The organism is Ruoffia halotolerans (genome assembly GCF_014049385.1).
GTDB classification, from domain to species: Bacteria; Bacillota; Bacilli; order Lactobacillales; family Aerococcaceae; genus Ruoffia; species Ruoffia halotolerans.
Window position 1 is genome coordinate 37,268 of record NZ_JACAOA010000016.1, and the last position, 15,549, is coordinate 52,816.

Here is a 15,549-nt window from a genome sequence, read left to right on the forward strand (position 1 = left end):
CATTGAAAAATGCGTTGGTTTTTTTTAGTTACATTTAACAAACACTGTATAACGTACAATTAGTAATATGACTATATTGGAAAAAATAAATATGTTATATTAAAAGAATATAACGGAGGTGAAATATGAACAAAGTAAAAAAATATCGTTTTGATATTATTAAATATTTATTTATAGCAGGTTTAATGGTATTGGCCATTGTTAATTTCGACAGACTAAAAAACATTTTTAGTTATTTATTGACAATTTCAATGCCAATTATTTTAGGTTTTATTATTGCATATGTACTGAATATCCCGATGGTGATGTTAGAGAAACTATATTTTCCCAATAGTGATAGTATTGTTATTAAAAAGACACGCAGACCAGTGAGTATTTTTGTATCTATTATAATAATTACTGTCGTTTTAATTTTTATTTTGAATTTAGTGATTCCTCAATTGATATCAGTCTTTGGCCGAATTATTGAAATAATTCCACTCTTAGCAAATGGAATTCAAAACTGGGTGATAGAAAATGAAGAGATATTTCCCCCATTAGCTGAGTTTGTCGAAACTTCTCAAATTGATTGGCAAAATATTGTCACAAATATGATTTCTATTGCGAATCGTTTTACGACTAATATTATTGAGACAACACTTTCAACAGTGGGCTCTGTCTTTAGTATCGTTGTAAATTTATTTCTTTCATTGATGATTTCTCTTTATGTGTTAATGTCTAAAGAGACTTTAGGGAGACAGTTTAAAATCTTATCAGAAACATATCTACCTGAAAGAGGACATAAAGGAATAATGTATGTGTTAGAAGTAACTGATTTTTCTTTCCGAAATTTTATCACAGGAGAGGTATTGGAAGCTTTAATACTTGGCTCACTTGTGACGGTTGGTATGTGGATTTTCCAATTTCCTTATGCTTCAATGATCGGAGCATTGACAGGAGTAACAGCACTAATACCTGTATTAGGGGCTTATATTTCTGGAGCCATTGGATTTATTATGATTTTCGTGGATTCACCAATTCAAGCGTTAACTTTCTTAGTCTTTATTATTGTTATACAACAATTAGAAGGAAATCTCATATACCCTCGGGTAGTAGGTGGTTCGATTGGACTCCCAGGCTTGTGGGTATTAATATCAATAACAATCGGTGGTGGCCTATTAGGGATTTGGGGAATGCTTTTGGCTGTTCCATTAGTTTCGACTTTGTTTAAGTTATTAAAAAATGACATAGAGTACAGAAGGAATTATAAATATCAAGCGCAAGAGTATGTTGATGCCGTTGAAGAAATAAACGAATCGGATGAACAAGAAGTTAATAATTAGTAATTTAGTTACTGAACAATTTTTTGCTAAAAATTCATAGATATCTCTTCGGAAATCCTTATAATAGTGGTATAATGATTATGAGAGGAGGGTATATATGATTGCAAGTTTATTAATAGGTATGCTGTTACTTAGCTTATGTCTATTTTACAGTCCAAAATGGCTGTACTTAGGATTAGCAGTAATAGCATATGGTTTTTATTTTGGAATGCAAGGTCAAAACTTACTCGTGTTCATAATTTTCTTACTAGGTATACTTATGTTAATTGTGGAGTTTTATGTTCCTGATTTCGGAATTATTGGTATGTTTGGTTTATTAGCCATAAGTATTTCGCTTTACATGCACTTAAACGACATCGGTGATGTAGTGTTAACATTGTTAGCGATGATACTTGTTAGTGCGATCGGAATTTTTGTCCCATTAAAATTAGGTAAAGATTTAGCTATTAGTAATGGTTTTGTACTTGGGACTTCTTCTGAAAAAGAAAAAGGATACTCGAGTCATAAAGATTTTACATATTTATTGGGTGAAAAGGGTGTCACAGTCACAGCGCTTAGACCTGTTGGACGTGGTGAGTTTGATGGGGAGTATTATGAAGTTGTAAGTTCCGAGGACATGATTCAAAGTGGGACACCCATTTATGTTTCAAAAGTTGAAGGCGCAAAAATTTACGTAAGAAAGGAAATATAATATGAATAATTTTCCAAATAATGATTTTGAGTTATCGTCTCTAATTTCGATTGGTATTATTATTGTTATTTTAATAATACTAATTTCTTTATTCTTTAGATTCGTACCCGTAGGATTATGGGTTACAGCTTATTTCTCTGGTGCTAAAGTTTCAATTGGTAACTTAGTAGGTATGAGATTACGTCGAGTTCAACCGTCAGAAATTGTACGACCATTAATTAAAGCGACAAAAGCTGGACTTACACTAGATACGAACCAATTAGAGGCGCATCACTTGGCTGGTGGGAATGTCAACTTAGTTGTTGATGCACTGATCGCAGCTCAAAGAGCAAACATTGATTTGGTATTTGAACAAGCTGCAGCGATTGACTTAGCTGGACGTAATGTTTTTGAAGCCGTTCAAGTTTCAGTAAATCCAAAAGTAATTGAAACGCCACTTATTTCTGCCGTTGCAATGAATGGTATTGAAGTAAGAGCGAAAGCAAAAGTAACAGTTCGAGCTAATATCGAACGACTAGTGGGTGGTGCTGGTGAAGAAACAATTATTGCCCGTATCGGTGAAGGGATTGTAACGACTGTTGGTAGTTCAGAAAGTCATTCAAAAGTCCTTGAGAATCCAGATTCTATCTCACAAACAATTCTACGTAAAGGGTTAGACTCAGGAACTGCCTTTGAAATTCTGTCCATTGATATTGCCGACGTGGATGTTGGACGTAACATTGGTGCGAAACTTCAAGCGGATCAAGCGATTGCTGATAAAAATGTTGCACAAGCCAAAGCCGAAGAGCGTAGAGCGTTTGCAGTGGCAGAAGAGCAAGAAATGGTTGCTGAAGTTCAACGTATGCGTGCGCGTGTGGTTGAAGCTGAGGCTGAAGTACCATTAGCAATGGCAGAAGCTTTCAAAAAAGGAAATCTTGGTGTCATGGATTACTACAATATGAAAAATATAGAATCAGATACATCAATGCGTGATTCGATTGCTAAAGGAACGAGTTCAACCGAAGAAGGTAGAGAATAATGAATTTTCTAGTTGGTGTATGGCTAATATACTTATTAGGTTCGTTTTTATTTTCAGTGTTTGCTCCAAGGATTAGAAATCAACAATATAAGAATTATCAAGATTCAGTGATTGATAATCATGAATCGGTAGAGAAACCCACTACCAAGCCAACAAATAAAGAACAGTTACAAAGTAAGTCTGATATTCGTGCTCGAAATGAACGTGTGCAGGCAATGCGTAAAAGACATAATAATCAGAGCGACAATTCAAAGCGAGTGAAAAACTTGTCTTTAAGCCAGTTAAATAATAGTTTAAAAAAAGCTAATAATGCGCTGAGAAATACTGACATATCTTCTGAGCAAAGTTTTGAATCAGAGGATGATTATCAAGTTGATTTTACGAAAATTGCTGATTATGATAATCCCGTTGATCATTCTTATATGGAAGGGGAAAGTCCAGAGCAATATTTAAATGAATTAGAAAATTGGTACGCAGATGCTTCAATTGAAGATGTTTCATGGATGGAACTGGATAACACAAATATTCTCCAAGATGAACATACACAAAAAGCAGCCAGACCTAAAAATCAAACTGTCAATCATATGTATCACTCTATGAGAGATGGGGCAAAGCTAAGAGAAATGATGGTTTTCAATGAAATTATTAACAAGCCCAAGAGTCTTCGAAATAAATAATTGACATACTAAAGATGCGAACGAAACCAATATATATTTGGATTTGTTCGCATCTTTAACTTTTGAGTATACATAAGCTAATTAAATTTAATAAAAAAACCAAACTAACTTGCATAATGCGAGAGTATATAGTAATATAGTCCGTGGTGTAAAACCAAAAACACACGAATAATGATAATTTAACGGGTGCTCTCCAAGGAGAGACGTTTTGTTAGTAGAGTTATTCGGAGGAAAACAAAACCAAAGGAGAATGATAATTATGGCAGTTATTTCAATGAAACAATTGTTAGAAGCTGGTGTGCATTTCGGACACCAAACACGTCGCTGGAACCCAAAAATGAAACCTTATATCTTTACAGAGCGTAACGGTATTTATATTATTGACTTACAAAAAACAGTTAAGTTAGTTGATAAAGCGTATAACTTTATGCGTGACGAAGCAGCTAATGGAGCGGTTGTATTATTTGTAGGTACTAAGAAACAAGCACAAGGTGCTATTGACGAACAAGCAAAACGTGCTGGTCAATACTACATTAATCACCGTTGGTTAGGTGGATTATTAACTAACTGGGAAACAATCCAACAAAGTATTCGTCGTCTAAAAGCTATTGAAAAAATGGAAGAAGACGGAACTTTTGATGTATTACCTAAAAAAGAAGTATTACAATTACGTAAAGAATTAGATCGTTTAGAGCAAAACCTTGGTGGTATTAAAGATATGCCTCGTATTCCAGATGTAATCTTTATCGTTGACCCACGCAAAGAACACATTGCAATCCAAGAAGCTAAAAAATTAAATATTCCATTAGTTGGAATGGTTGATACAAACTGTGATCCAGATGAAATTGACTATGTTATTCCATCAAATGACGATGCTATTCGTGCGATTAAATTAATCACAACTGCAATGGCTGACGCAGTTCTTGAAGGAAACCAAGGACATAGTGAAGATGATTCAGAAGAAAAATCTGACAAAGAATTTTTCGATAACTTATTTGATTCTGAAGAAGAAGCTACTACAGCAGATTCAACAGAAGCTTAATAATTAGATTATTCACAGCTGTCTTAATTCAGGACGTTACACAGGTCTAAAAACCTTGCCCTGTGTTAGGACAGTTTTTTATTTTGACTTTAAAATATCAAGGAGGATTTGAGTTTAATGGCTAAAATTAGTGCAAAACAAGTTAAAGAACTACGCGAAATGACTGGTGTAGGTATGATGGACGCGAAAAAAGCGTTGGTTGAAGTTGACGGAGATATGGATAAAGCGATTGACTTTTTAAGAGAAAAAGGTTTATCTAAAGCTGCTAAAAAAGCAAGCCGTATCGCTGCAGAAGGTTTAGCTGCAACAAGTATCAACGGAAACACAGCTGCAATTATCGAAGTTAACTCAGAAACTGACTTTGTTTCTAAAAACGAAGAATTCGTAAATATTGTTAACACAATTGCTGATGCAGTTGCTGCTAACAAACCAGCTACTATGGAAGAAGCTAACGCTATCGAAGTTGACGGCAAAACAATTGCTGACATCGTCTTAGAAGCTACTAATAAAATCGGTGAGAAAATTTCTTTCCGTCGTTTCGCTATCTTAGAAAAAACAGATAACGATACTTTTGGTGAGTACATCCATGGTGGTGGACAAATCGCTGTTATCACATTAATCGAAGGATTATCTGATGAAGATGTAGCGAAAGATGTTTCAATGCACGTTGCTGCAATCCAACCTAAATACGTTAACCGTGACGAAGTTCCTGCTGAAGAATTAGATCACGAGAAAAAAGTTCAAACAGAAATCGCATTAAACGAAGGTAAACCAGCTAATATCGTTGAAAAAATGATTGATGGTCGTATGAACAAATTCTTAGCTGAAATTAGCTTAAACGAACAACCATTTGTTAAAGATAATGATCAAACAGTTGGTAAATTCGTAGGTGATAAAGGTGGAACAATCAAACAATTCATTCGTTTCACTGTTGGTGAAGGAATCGAAAAACGCCAAGACAACTTCGCTGAAGAAGTGGCTGCTCAAATGAAAAAAGATTAATTTTATACCCTTAGCCCCAGTTTCCTGGGGCTATTTTTAAAGATATGATTACGAATTAGAAAGGCAGTATGATATGACTAAAGAAACAACAAAATACAAACGTGTAATTTTAAAGCTTAGTGGAGAGGCAATTGCTGGAAATCAAGGCTTTGGAATCCATCCCGATACAATTAAAGAAATGGTAGAAGAGCTTAAGGACATTCATGACTTAGGTGTTGAAATTGCCATTGTTGTAGGTGGAGGAAATATCTGGCGTGGTACAATCGGTGAAGAAATGGGAATGGAACGTTCTCAAGCTGATTACATGGGAATGTTAGCAACAGTAATGAATGCCTTAGCATTACAAGATGTATTAGAAAATAGTGGTGTTCCAACACGTGTACAAACTTCAGTAGAGATGCGTCAAATCGCAGAGCCGTATATTCGTCGTCGTGCAATTCGTCATCTTGAAAAAGGCCGTGTAGTCATCTTCGCTGGTGGAACAGGGAATCCTTTCTTTACAACTGATACAACAGCAGCATTACGTGCCGCTGAGATCAATGCGGATGTTATTCTTATGGCAAAAAATAATGTTGATGGTGTTTATGACTCTGATCCAAAAGAGAACAAAGCTGCCGTTAAGTATGACAACTTAACTCACCTTGATGTTATTTCAAAAGGCTTGAAAGTGATGGATTCTACTGCAAGTTCATTAAGTATGGATAATGACATACCTTTAGTTGTATTTAACTTAAATGAATCAGGGAATATTCGCCGTGTTATTCTTGGAGAAAATATCGGAACAACAGTTGAAGCAAAACTAAATAATCAATAGTACATATTTTAAAGCTTAATATTTTTGGACGATAGGTAGTGACAAACATATCATACCTATCTGAATGTCTGATTTAATACTCATTATATATGAAATATGGTATAATGAGTTAAATTGAACTATAGAGTATTATTAGGAGGATTTTTTTATGACACCGAGTGAAATTTTATCTACAACTAAAGAAAGAATGAACAAATCCGTTGAGGCTTATCAACGTGAAATTGCTTCAATTCGTGCTGGACGCGCAAATGCTAGTATATTAGACCGTGTAAACGTAAATTATTATGGTGTTCCAACGCCATTGAATCAACTTGCGGGTATTTCAAGTCCAGAAGCAAGAATGTTAGTTATATCACCTTATGATAAATCTAGCTTAACCGATATTGAAAAAGCTATTTTACAAAGTGATATCGGTATTACACCATCAAATGATGGAGACGTGATTCGTTTAGTAATTCCAGCATTGACGAAAGAAAGACGTGCGGAATTAGCGAAAGTTGTCGGAAAAGAACAAGAAAATGCCAAAGTTTCTATCCGAAATATTCGTCGTGATATTATTGATTCAGTTAAAAAGCTTGAAAAAGCAAAAGAATTAACTGAAGATGATGTAAAAGATTATGAATCAGATATCCAAAAAATTACTGATGACTCAACTAAAAAAATCGAAGAATTAACTAAAGCTAAAGAGGATGAGATTTTTAACGATTAATTGAATAATCGTCCTAATGATTGCTGTTGATTTGGGTTCTAATCGAAAATACTTTTATCTAAAGGTTTTACTAACTTTTTTAGATAAAAGTATTTTTTTGTTTTCATGATTATTATTCGTAATTTTGCATTATTTTGGTATAATACTAAGGATGATTATTTAAAAGGGAGTATTTTATGAATAATGAATTTGAAACAGTTCCCAAGCATATTGCAATTATAATGGATGGGAATGGACGCTGGGCTAAGAAAAGATTTTTACCACGCGTAGCTGGGCATCGAAAAGGTGTTCAAGCAATTAAAAAAATTACAATTAGAGCGAATGAGCTTAATATAAAATTAATTACAATGTATGCTTTTTCAACAGAAAATTGGGGACGTCCAAAAGATGAAGTGGACTTTCTGATGAAATTGCCGAAGGAATTCTTTAACGATTTTTTACCTGAATTAATTGAACATAATATTCGAATCGAAGTCATCGGTGACACAGATGCACTTCCTGAACAAACTAAAGGAATCTTAAACTCAGCCATTGAAGATACAAAACATTGTACTGGAATGATATTAAACTTTGCATTGAATTATGGAGCACGCCAGGAAATTACTAGTGCAGTGAAAAGTATTATAACTGAAATTCAAAAAGATAAAATTGACTTAAGTGATGTATCAGAAGAATTAATTAATAAACATTTAATGACGAGTCGTTATAATGAACTCAGTGATCCTGATTTAATTATTCGTACAAGTGGAGAAGAACGCTTAAGCAATTTCCTATTGTGGCAAGCTGCCTATAGTGAGTTTTACTTTACAGATGTGTTATGGCCTGATTTTAATGAGGATGAACTTGACAAGGCTATTAATGCTTATAACGGCAGACAACGACGATTTGGAAAAGTTTAATAATTATCTGTCGTCTTAAGTCTTAGGAGGAATAATTTTGATTGTGAGAATTAGAAGTGCCGTCATAGCACTTGCGATTTATATCCCATTCTTATTAATAGGTGGCGGTTATTATGCATTTGCGATGTGGGTTATTGGAATTATAGGATTATTTGAATTTGCAGAAATGCAGAAATTAAATATATTTAATCATATTGGTTTCTTTTCTGTCGTTGGTTTGACTTCTTTGCTCATACCTCAAATGTATATGCCAGAAATTTTGAAACAGGGCAATTCAGAGTATTTATTTTACATTTGTAGTCTGATGTTGTTAGTATTTACTGTGTTCAACCATCGAAAGTTTAATTTTGCTCATGCGGCTATCATTGTGTTTGCCTGTATTTATATAGGTTATGGGTTTAGATTCTTAATACTATTTCGCGAGATGGGTCTAGAAACAATTCTTTACTTATTAGTTGTAGTATGGTCAACTGATTCCGGTGCGTACTTTGTCGGTAGGAAGTTTGGAAAAAGACCACTGGCTCCTGAAATCAGCCCGAATAAGACAGTTGAAGGAATGATTGGTGGTGTTTTAACCGCACTACTTGTATCGAGTATATTTGTCGTTTTATTCCAACCAGCCTTAGGTGTAGTGAATCAAGTATGGATGTTAACAATTATAGTGTCTCTTTTTGGACAATTTGGTGATTTAGTTGAATCGGCATTTAAACGTTATTTTAACGTTAAAGATTCGGGTAAATTTTTACCGGGTCATGGTGGTATGTTAGACCGATTTGATAGTTTAATTTTCGCAAGTTTTATAATGATGTTTTGGATAAATTTATTTAGATAGGATGGTTACTATTGACGACTTTACTAGTATTTTTAGTCATATTTTCGATAATTGTAGTTATACATGAGTTTGGACACTATTTTTTCGCAAAGCGTGCAGGAATTTTAGTTAGAGAATTTGCGTTAGGGATGGGTCCTAAATTATTTTCTAAACAAGGGAAAGATGGAACAACATATACAGTCAGATTGTTACCACTTGGTGGTTACGTTCGTCTAGCTGGATTATATGAAGAAGATGAAATTCAAGCTGGAATGGAAGTAGGTTTAGAAATTAATGATAATGATCAAGTATCATTGATTAATTTATCGGATAACTTTTCAGTTGTCGAGATGCCAGTGAGAGTTGACAATGTTGATTTAATTGATGAGATGATCATTGAAGCCGTTCCTGTAGGTCAAACGGATATCGTAAAATACTCAGTGGCAAAAAAAGCAAACATAATTGAAGCGGATGGAACTAAATTACCAGTTGCACCACGTGAAATGCGCTATGAAAGTGCGAGTGTTTGGAATAAGATGATTACTAACTTTGCAGGACCAATGAATAACTTTATATTATCCATTATTGCTTTTACAATTGTGGCTTTTATGATTGGTATTCCTAATACAGATAGCGTCATTGGTGAAGTTGTTGATGGATCAGTAGCTCAAGAAGCTGGTTTAGTTGATGGCGATAGAGTAACTGAAGTCAATGGGCAATCTGTAAGTGAGTGGTCTGATTTAGTATTATTAATTCAAGAAAGACCAAACGAAGAATTACAAATGACTGTTGAACGTGAGAATGAAACGGTTGATACAGTTGTGAATGTTCAGGCTGTGACGGATGAACAATCTGGTAATGAAATTGGACAAATTGGAATTATTGCGGATAGAGAGTTTAGTTTTGGAAGTAGTATTACTTATGGTGTGACAGCGACTTGGGGAATTATCACTGGCGTATTAGGAGTTATCGGCAGTATGATTACGAGTGGCTTCAATATTAATAACTTTGGTGGCCCAGTAGCGATGGCTCAGATGACTGATCAAGTTGTTAGCCTTGGGCTACCAGTAATAGTGAACTTCTTAGCGATGCTTTCTGCTAATTTAGGAGTATTCAACTTACTACCCATACCAGCTTTAGACGGTGGTAAAATTGTTTTAAATGCGATTGAAGCAATTAGAGGGAAACCTTTAAGTGAATCAAAAGAAGGAATCATTACAATTATTGGCGTGTTAATCATGGTAGTATTAATGGTTGCGGTAACATGGAATGATATTAACAGGGCGTTTTTCCAATAGGTTTTAATTTGAGGATGTGGCATCATTATTGATGGTTGCATCCTTAATTTTATCGAAAGGAGTCATTATGGCGGATAAAAGAGAATTATTCGAATTACTTCTCGATCATATTCAATTAAATGATGAAGAAATCGTTGAAGAACTACAACATACTGAAATTAAAACTGTGAATATATTAGCACAGTCAAACCAATGGCATTTTACATTTACTTCACCAAATCGAATTCACCCAAATGCATATCAAATTTTTCAACATCATATATTAAAAGCATTTGAGCATATTGGTAGAGTTGAGACTTGGTGGCTATTTGAAGAGGATTCTTTAGAATCTAATAACATACTTGAATATTGGTACGCTATTATGTCAGTAATAGCACAAGAAAAGCCTTTTATTCGGTCAGTCTTGTCACAAGCGAAGTATGAAATTGTTGGTGAATCATTAAGAATTGGATTAGCTAGTGATATTCAAATTAATATGTTAAAAGAAAAATACGAACGATTATTATTAGAGAAACTCGAACAAGTCCAAATTACTGACCTTAATTTAGAGTACTATGTTGACGAAGAGTTATTACAAGATGAGATTAACGCAGTTCGAGATCGTCAAAGTAATGAAGATGAACAGAGCTTATTAGAAGCTTTAGAAATTCAAGAAAAAAGACAAAAACAAGAGCGAACAGTTGTGCAATCAACCTCTGATGATATAGGAAAAGATATTCCTAATAAACCGGCATTGCCAATGATTGAATTAGATGATAATCAATTTAAACAAATCATTGAAGGTTTTATATTTTCGCATGAAATTAAAGATTTGCGTAGTGGAAATCAGCTTTTAATTATGAATATTACTGACTACACGAGTTCAGTGACTGTTAAACTGATGTCTGGCCGTCGCATCTCAAAAGAAGCATTGAATCAATTTAGTAAAGGTGAATGGATTCGACTAGAGGGAGATATGATCCCAGATAATTTCACTTCGGAATTATACTTTAGACCGAGAAGTGTTAGAAAAGTGACGGTCCCTGGACGGGAAGATAAAGCACCGACTGATGAAAAACGTGTTGAATTGCATGCTCATTCAAATATGAGTCAATTAGATGCAACAAATTCAGCCACTGATATTGTTACTCAAGCAGCTAGATGGGGTCATAAAGCTGTTGCTATAACGGATCACGCTGTAGCACAAGCTTTCCCAGATGCATATTGGGCGGGAAAAAAACATGGAATAAAAGTAATCTACGGAATTGAAGCTTATGTCGTGAATGACGGTGAACCCATCGCATTTAACTTAAGAGATGAGGTTTTAGATGAAGCAACTTATGTTGTATTTGACGTGGAGACAACTGGGCTATCTTCTGTCTATGATGACATCATAGAACTTGCAGGAGTTAAGATGAGAGAAGGCGAAATTATTGATACATTCGAAGCCTTTATTAATCCAAACAAACCATTGTCAGCTTTCACTACTGAGCTAACAGGTGTTACTGATGATATGGTTAAAGATGCTCCAACAGCTAAACCAGTTTTAGAACAATTCCAACAGTTTTGTGGTGATTCCATTCTAGTTGCGCATAACGCAACGTTTGATATTGGCTTCATTAATAAAGGCTATGAACGTGTTGGCTTACCACAAACTGACTTACCAGTGATTGATACATTAGAACTGTCTCGTTTAGTGAATCCAGAATATAAATCGCACCGTTTGAATACTTTAGCTAAGCGATATAATGTTCAACTAGAACAGCATCACCGAGCAGTCTATGACTCCGAGACAACTGGGTACATCTTGATGAAGTTATTAGAACAAGCGAAGGATCAATTTGGTATCATCAATCATAACCAATTAAACGACCAAATAGGACAAGGCGAGAGTTTTAAACAATCAAGACCTTTCCATGCAACTCTATTAGTTAAAAACCAAGATGGACTGAAAGCTTTATTTAAGTTGATTTCATTGTCTAGTACAGACTATTTTTACCGTGTGCCCCGCATACCAAGGTCTGTATTAACAGAGTATCGAGATGATTTATTAATCGGAACGGCCTGTTCAACAGGGGAAGTATTCACTGCCATGATGCAAAAAGGGTATGAAGAAGCAAGTGAACTAGTTGATTACTACGATTTCATTGAGGTTCAACCTCCATCAGTTTATGAACCACTCATTAAAGATGATTTGATTCGTAATGAGGCTGATTTAAATCACATCATTAGCGAAATGCTTCGTCTAGGTGATGAAAAGAATAAAACCGTTGTTGCGACTGGAAATGTTCACTACCTGGATGAAAAAGATGCAATTTATCGTGAAGTATTGAAGAAATCGATGAAAATCAACGCTAACAGAACTTTACATATGCCAAAAGTTCATTTCAGAACGACTGATGAAATGTTACAAGATTTTTCATTCCTGGGTGCTGAAAAAGCTCAAGAAATCGTGGTTACGAATTCTCAAAAAATTGCAGATTCAATTGAAGAAGTTGCTATTATTAAAGATGAATTATATCCACCTGTCATTGAAGGCGCAGAAGAAGAAATTACTCAAATGAGTTATGACAAAGCGCATGAAATGTATGGAAAACCTCTTCCTGATATCGTCGAGAAACGAATTAAGAAAGAGTTAGATAGTATTATTTCCAATGGATTCGCCGTGATTTATTTAATCTCGCAAAAATTAGTATTAAAAAGTAATGAGGACGGTTATCTAGTAGGGTCCCGTGGTTCGGTTGGATCAAGTTTAGTCGCAACCTTAACAGGAATTACAGAAGTTAATCCCTTAGCCGCACACTACTATTGTACCGAATGCCACTATAGTGAGTTTTTCACTAATGGCGAACATAAATCTGGTTATGACCTTCCATCCAAGGCTTGTCCTGATTGTGGAGCCGAATTGAAAAAAGATGGACAAGATATTCCGTTCGAAACTTTCCTTGGATTTTACGGAGATAAAGTTCCCGATATTGATTTGAACTTCTCAGGGGATTACCAAGCAAAAGCGCATGCGTATACTAAGGAGTTATTCGGTGAAGACTATGTCTTTCGTGCAGGAACAATAGGTACAGTTGCCAATAAAACTGCTCACGGTTACATTCGAGGGTATTTAGAATCTTCAGGTGAGCATCTGCCTCAGGCTGAAAGAGAACGATTAGCATATGGTATTGAAGGCGCTCGAAGAACAACCGGTCAACATCCGGGTGGTATTATTGTTATCCCTGACTTTATGGATGTTTACGACTTTACACCTGTGCAATATCCAGCGGATGATGTGAATGCCGAATGGAAGACTACACACTTTGATTTCCACTCTATTGATGCCAATGTCTTAAAGCTTGATATTCTTGGTCACGATGATCCGACCATGATTCGTATGTTACAAGATTTAAGTGGTATTAATCCAATGGATATTCCGCCCGTAGATGAAAAAGTGATGCAAATATTTAGCGGTACTGAAGTCTTGGGGGTAACGCCTGAACAAATCAATTCTGATACCGGAACACTTGGGGTTCCAGAATTCGGGACTGGCTTCGTACGTGGGATGGTTTCTGAAACAAAACCAAAAACATTCGCAGAATTACTTCAAATCTCTGGACTTTCACATGGGACAGATGTTTGGTTAGGAAATGCACAAGAATTAATCAAAAATAATGTCGTTGAACTATCGGATGTAATAGGTTGTCGTGATGATATTATGACAACTTTAATCCAATACGGTTTAGAAGATGGGACTGCCTTCCAAATTATGGAGCATGTGCGTAAGGGGAAAGGGATTCCTGATGAATGGCAAGCAGATATGCGAAGTCATAATGTACCAGAATGGTACATTGACTCTTGTTTGAAAATTAAGTATATGTTCCCGAAAGCCCATGCGGCTGCTTATGTTCTGATGGCCTTGCGTGTTGCTTACTTTAAAGTGTATTATCCAATGTACTATTACGCTGCGTATTTCTCAATTCGTGCAAAAGACTTTGATTTAGTTGCTATGCATCAAGGGAAAGAAATGGTCAAAAGACGTGTCCGTGAAATTAATGACAAAGGCTTTGGAGCAACAAATAAAGAAAAAGAATTAGTGACAGAACTAGAGATAGCGAATGAAATGTTAGAACGTGGATTTAAATTCCAAATGATTAATATTGTAAAATCTGACTCGAAACATTTCATCATCGAAGGGGATTCATTAATTCCACCATTTAGAGCCGTTCCTGGTTTAGGTAATAACGTAGCTGAACAAATTGTGAAAGCACGTCAAGAAGCACCATTCTTATCAAAAGAAGATTTACAAAAGCGTGGGAAAGTTTCAAAAACAGTACTAGCTTTCTTAGACGATAATGGCGTCTTAGAAGGATTACCAGATGAGGATCAGCTCAGTTTATTTTAAATATTAAATAATTTACACTTCTTTTTAAGTTTTCTAACCTAAAAAGAAGTGTTTTTATGTACTGATTAATAATTATCTCTAAAACTAAATTATTTTAAAAAAACAATCCCTTTCATTTGTATAACCATTTGAATGTCGTTAGAATATGATAGTAATCAAAATTATTTTAAGGGGATGTTATTTTATGACAAAAATTGGAGTAGTAGTAGGTAGCTTACGTAAGGAATCATATGCGCGTAAATGGTCGGTAGCATTAGCTGAGTTATTCCCGGCAGATGTAGAAGTAGAATTTTTAGAAATTGGAAATTTACCATTGTATAATGAAGAATACGATGAAAACAGTCCTAGCGAATATACTGAATTCCGTAACGCTGTATCAGCTCAAGATGCAATTATTTTTGCGACACCAGAATATAACCGTTCAACTTCTGGGGTATTAAAAAATGCCATTGATGTTGCTTCTCGTCCTTGGGGGCAAAGTGTATGGGCAGGTAAGCCAGCTTTAATCCTAGGTCACTCTATTTCAAATATTAGTGGTGCGAACGCTGTTCAATCACTACGTCCTACATTAGCATTCTTAGATATGCCAGTGTTAGCTCAACCAGAAGTTTACTTAGCAAATTCACAAAATTACTTTGATGAAGACGGTAAATTGAATAATGAAGAAACACGTGGTTTCTTACAAACAGTAGCAGATGCATTTATTGCACATATCGAAAAAACACTAAATAATTAAACAAATACAACTGATATGAGTTGTTAAAAAAGGTTCTAAAATAAATGAGGTTGATGACAAATTTCGTCATCAACCTCTTCTTTGACTCTACACAAAAACGCAGATATCCGTTATATTAAAAGTACGACCAAATAACATAAGGAGGATATCTACGCATGAAT

Annotated in this window: 13 protein-coding genes; all 13 read left to right on the forward strand. The window is 35.1% G+C overall.

Going from position 1 to position 15,549, the window contains the following annotated elements:
• The first annotated feature begins 125 nt into the window (after positions 1–125).
• The 13 genes from HW423_RS06950 to HW423_RS07010 all read left to right on the forward strand — a co-directional run bounded on the left by HW423_RS06950 (position 126) and on the right by HW423_RS07010 (position 15,388).
• Positions 126–1,322 (forward strand): AI-2E family transporter, encoded by a 1,197-nt coding sequence (locus tag HW423_RS06950; RefSeq protein ID WP_218931207.1) that lies wholly within the window; start codon positions 126–128, stop codon positions 1,320–1,322.
• 97 nt (positions 1,323–1,419) lie between these two features.
• Positions 1,420–2,013, forward strand: coding sequence for an NfeD family protein (locus HW423_RS06955; protein ID WP_218931208.1), 594 nt, complete (start codon positions 1,420–1,422; stop codon positions 2,011–2,013).
• A gap of 1 nt (position 2,014) precedes the next feature.
• On the forward strand, positions 2,015–3,031 hold the full coding sequence (gene floA, locus HW423_RS06960; RefSeq protein ID WP_218931209.1) for a flotillin-like protein FloA: 1,017 nt from the start codon (positions 2,015–2,017) through the stop codon (positions 3,029–3,031).
• On the forward strand, positions 3,031–3,708 hold the full coding sequence (locus tag HW423_RS06965) for a hypothetical protein (protein ID WP_218931210.1): 678 nt from the start codon (positions 3,031–3,033) through the stop codon (positions 3,706–3,708). The genes floA and HW423_RS06965 overlap by 1 nt, the downstream gene beginning before the upstream one ends.
• Before the next feature lie 259 nt (positions 3,709–3,967).
• Positions 3,968–4,750 (forward strand): 30S ribosomal protein S2, encoded by a 783-nt coding sequence (gene rpsB, locus HW423_RS06970; RefSeq protein ID WP_218931211.1) that lies wholly within the window; start codon positions 3,968–3,970, stop codon positions 4,748–4,750.
• Positions 4,751–4,867: 117 nt separating this feature from the next.
• A complete protein-coding gene (gene tsf / locus HW423_RS06975; RefSeq protein WP_218931212.1) occupies positions 4,868–5,752 on the forward strand; it encodes a translation elongation factor Ts in 885 nt (294 codons plus the stop codon).
• Positions 5,753–5,825: 73 nt separating this feature from the next.
• Complete coding sequence (pyrH, locus tag HW423_RS06980) at positions 5,826–6,566, forward strand: UMP kinase (protein ID WP_218931213.1); 741 nt, start codon at positions 5,826–5,828, stop codon at positions 6,564–6,566.
• Positions 6,567–6,714: 148 nt separating this feature from the next.
• Positions 6,715–7,275 (forward strand): ribosome recycling factor, encoded by a 561-nt coding sequence (gene frr / locus HW423_RS06985; protein ID WP_218931214.1) that lies wholly within the window; start codon positions 6,715–6,717, stop codon positions 7,273–7,275.
• Positions 7,276–7,451: 176 nt separating this feature from the next.
• Positions 7,452–8,174 (forward strand): isoprenyl transferase, encoded by a 723-nt coding sequence (locus HW423_RS06990; RefSeq protein ID WP_218931215.1) that lies wholly within the window; start codon positions 7,452–7,454, stop codon positions 8,172–8,174.
• 43 nt (positions 8,175–8,217) lie between these two features.
• Positions 8,218–9,006: a phosphatidate cytidylyltransferase gene (locus HW423_RS06995; RefSeq protein ID WP_328803140.1), complete on the forward strand. Its 789-nt coding sequence runs from the start codon at positions 8,218–8,220 to the stop codon at positions 9,004–9,006.
• 11 nt (positions 9,007–9,017) lie between these two features.
• Positions 9,018–10,283 carry an RIP metalloprotease RseP gene (rseP, locus tag HW423_RS07000; protein ID WP_218931217.1) on the forward strand — a complete coding sequence of 422 codons (1,266 nt, stop codon included), beginning with the start codon at positions 9,018–9,020 and terminating at the stop codon, positions 10,281–10,283.
• Between the two features lie 67 nt (positions 10,284–10,350).
• Positions 10,351–14,652, forward strand: a complete 4,302-nt coding sequence (locus HW423_RS07005) for a PolC-type DNA polymerase III (protein WP_218931218.1) — start codon at positions 10,351–10,353, stop codon at positions 14,650–14,652.
• A gap of 184 nt (positions 14,653–14,836) precedes the next feature.
• Positions 14,837–15,388 (forward strand): NADPH-dependent FMN reductase, encoded by a 552-nt coding sequence (locus tag HW423_RS07010; protein WP_218931219.1) that lies wholly within the window; start codon positions 14,837–14,839, stop codon positions 15,386–15,388.
• Positions 15,389–15,549 lie beyond the last annotated feature (161 nt).

What these genes read in the sequence shown, in the direction of transcription:
- HW423_RS06950 (WP_218931207.1), top strand. Translation starts at nt 126, where the DNA reads ATGAACAAAGTAAAAAAATATCGTTTTGATATTATTAAATATTTATTT.
- rpsB (WP_218931211.1), top strand. Translation starts at nt 3,968, where the DNA reads ATGGCAGTTATTTCAATGAAACAATTGTTAGAAGCTGGTGTGCATTTC.
- HW423_RS06990 (WP_218931215.1), top strand. Translation starts at nt 7,452, where the DNA reads ATGAATAATGAATTTGAAACAGTTCCCAAGCATATTGCAATTATAATG.
- tsf (WP_218931212.1), top strand. Translation starts at nt 4,868, where the DNA reads ATGGCTAAAATTAGTGCAAAACAAGTTAAAGAACTACGCGAAATGACT.
- HW423_RS07010 (WP_218931219.1), top strand. Translation starts at nt 14,837, where the DNA reads ATGACAAAAATTGGAGTAGTAGTAGGTAGCTTACGTAAGGAATCATAT.
- HW423_RS07005 (WP_218931218.1), top strand. Translation starts at nt 10,351, where the DNA reads ATGGCGGATAAAAGAGAATTATTCGAATTACTTCTCGATCATATTCAA.
- frr (WP_218931214.1), top strand. Translation starts at nt 6,715, where the DNA reads ATGACACCGAGTGAAATTTTATCTACAACTAAAGAAAGAATGAACAAA.
- HW423_RS06965 (WP_218931210.1), top strand. Translation starts at nt 3,031, where the DNA reads ATGAATTTTCTAGTTGGTGTATGGCTAATATACTTATTAGGTTCGTTT.
- floA (WP_218931209.1), top strand. Translation starts at nt 2,015, where the DNA reads ATGAATAATTTTCCAAATAATGATTTTGAGTTATCGTCTCTAATTTCG.
- HW423_RS06955 (WP_218931208.1), top strand. Translation starts at nt 1,420, where the DNA reads ATGATTGCAAGTTTATTAATAGGTATGCTGTTACTTAGCTTATGTCTA.
- pyrH (WP_218931213.1), top strand. Translation starts at nt 5,826, where the DNA reads ATGACTAAAGAAACAACAAAATACAAACGTGTAATTTTAAAGCTTAGT.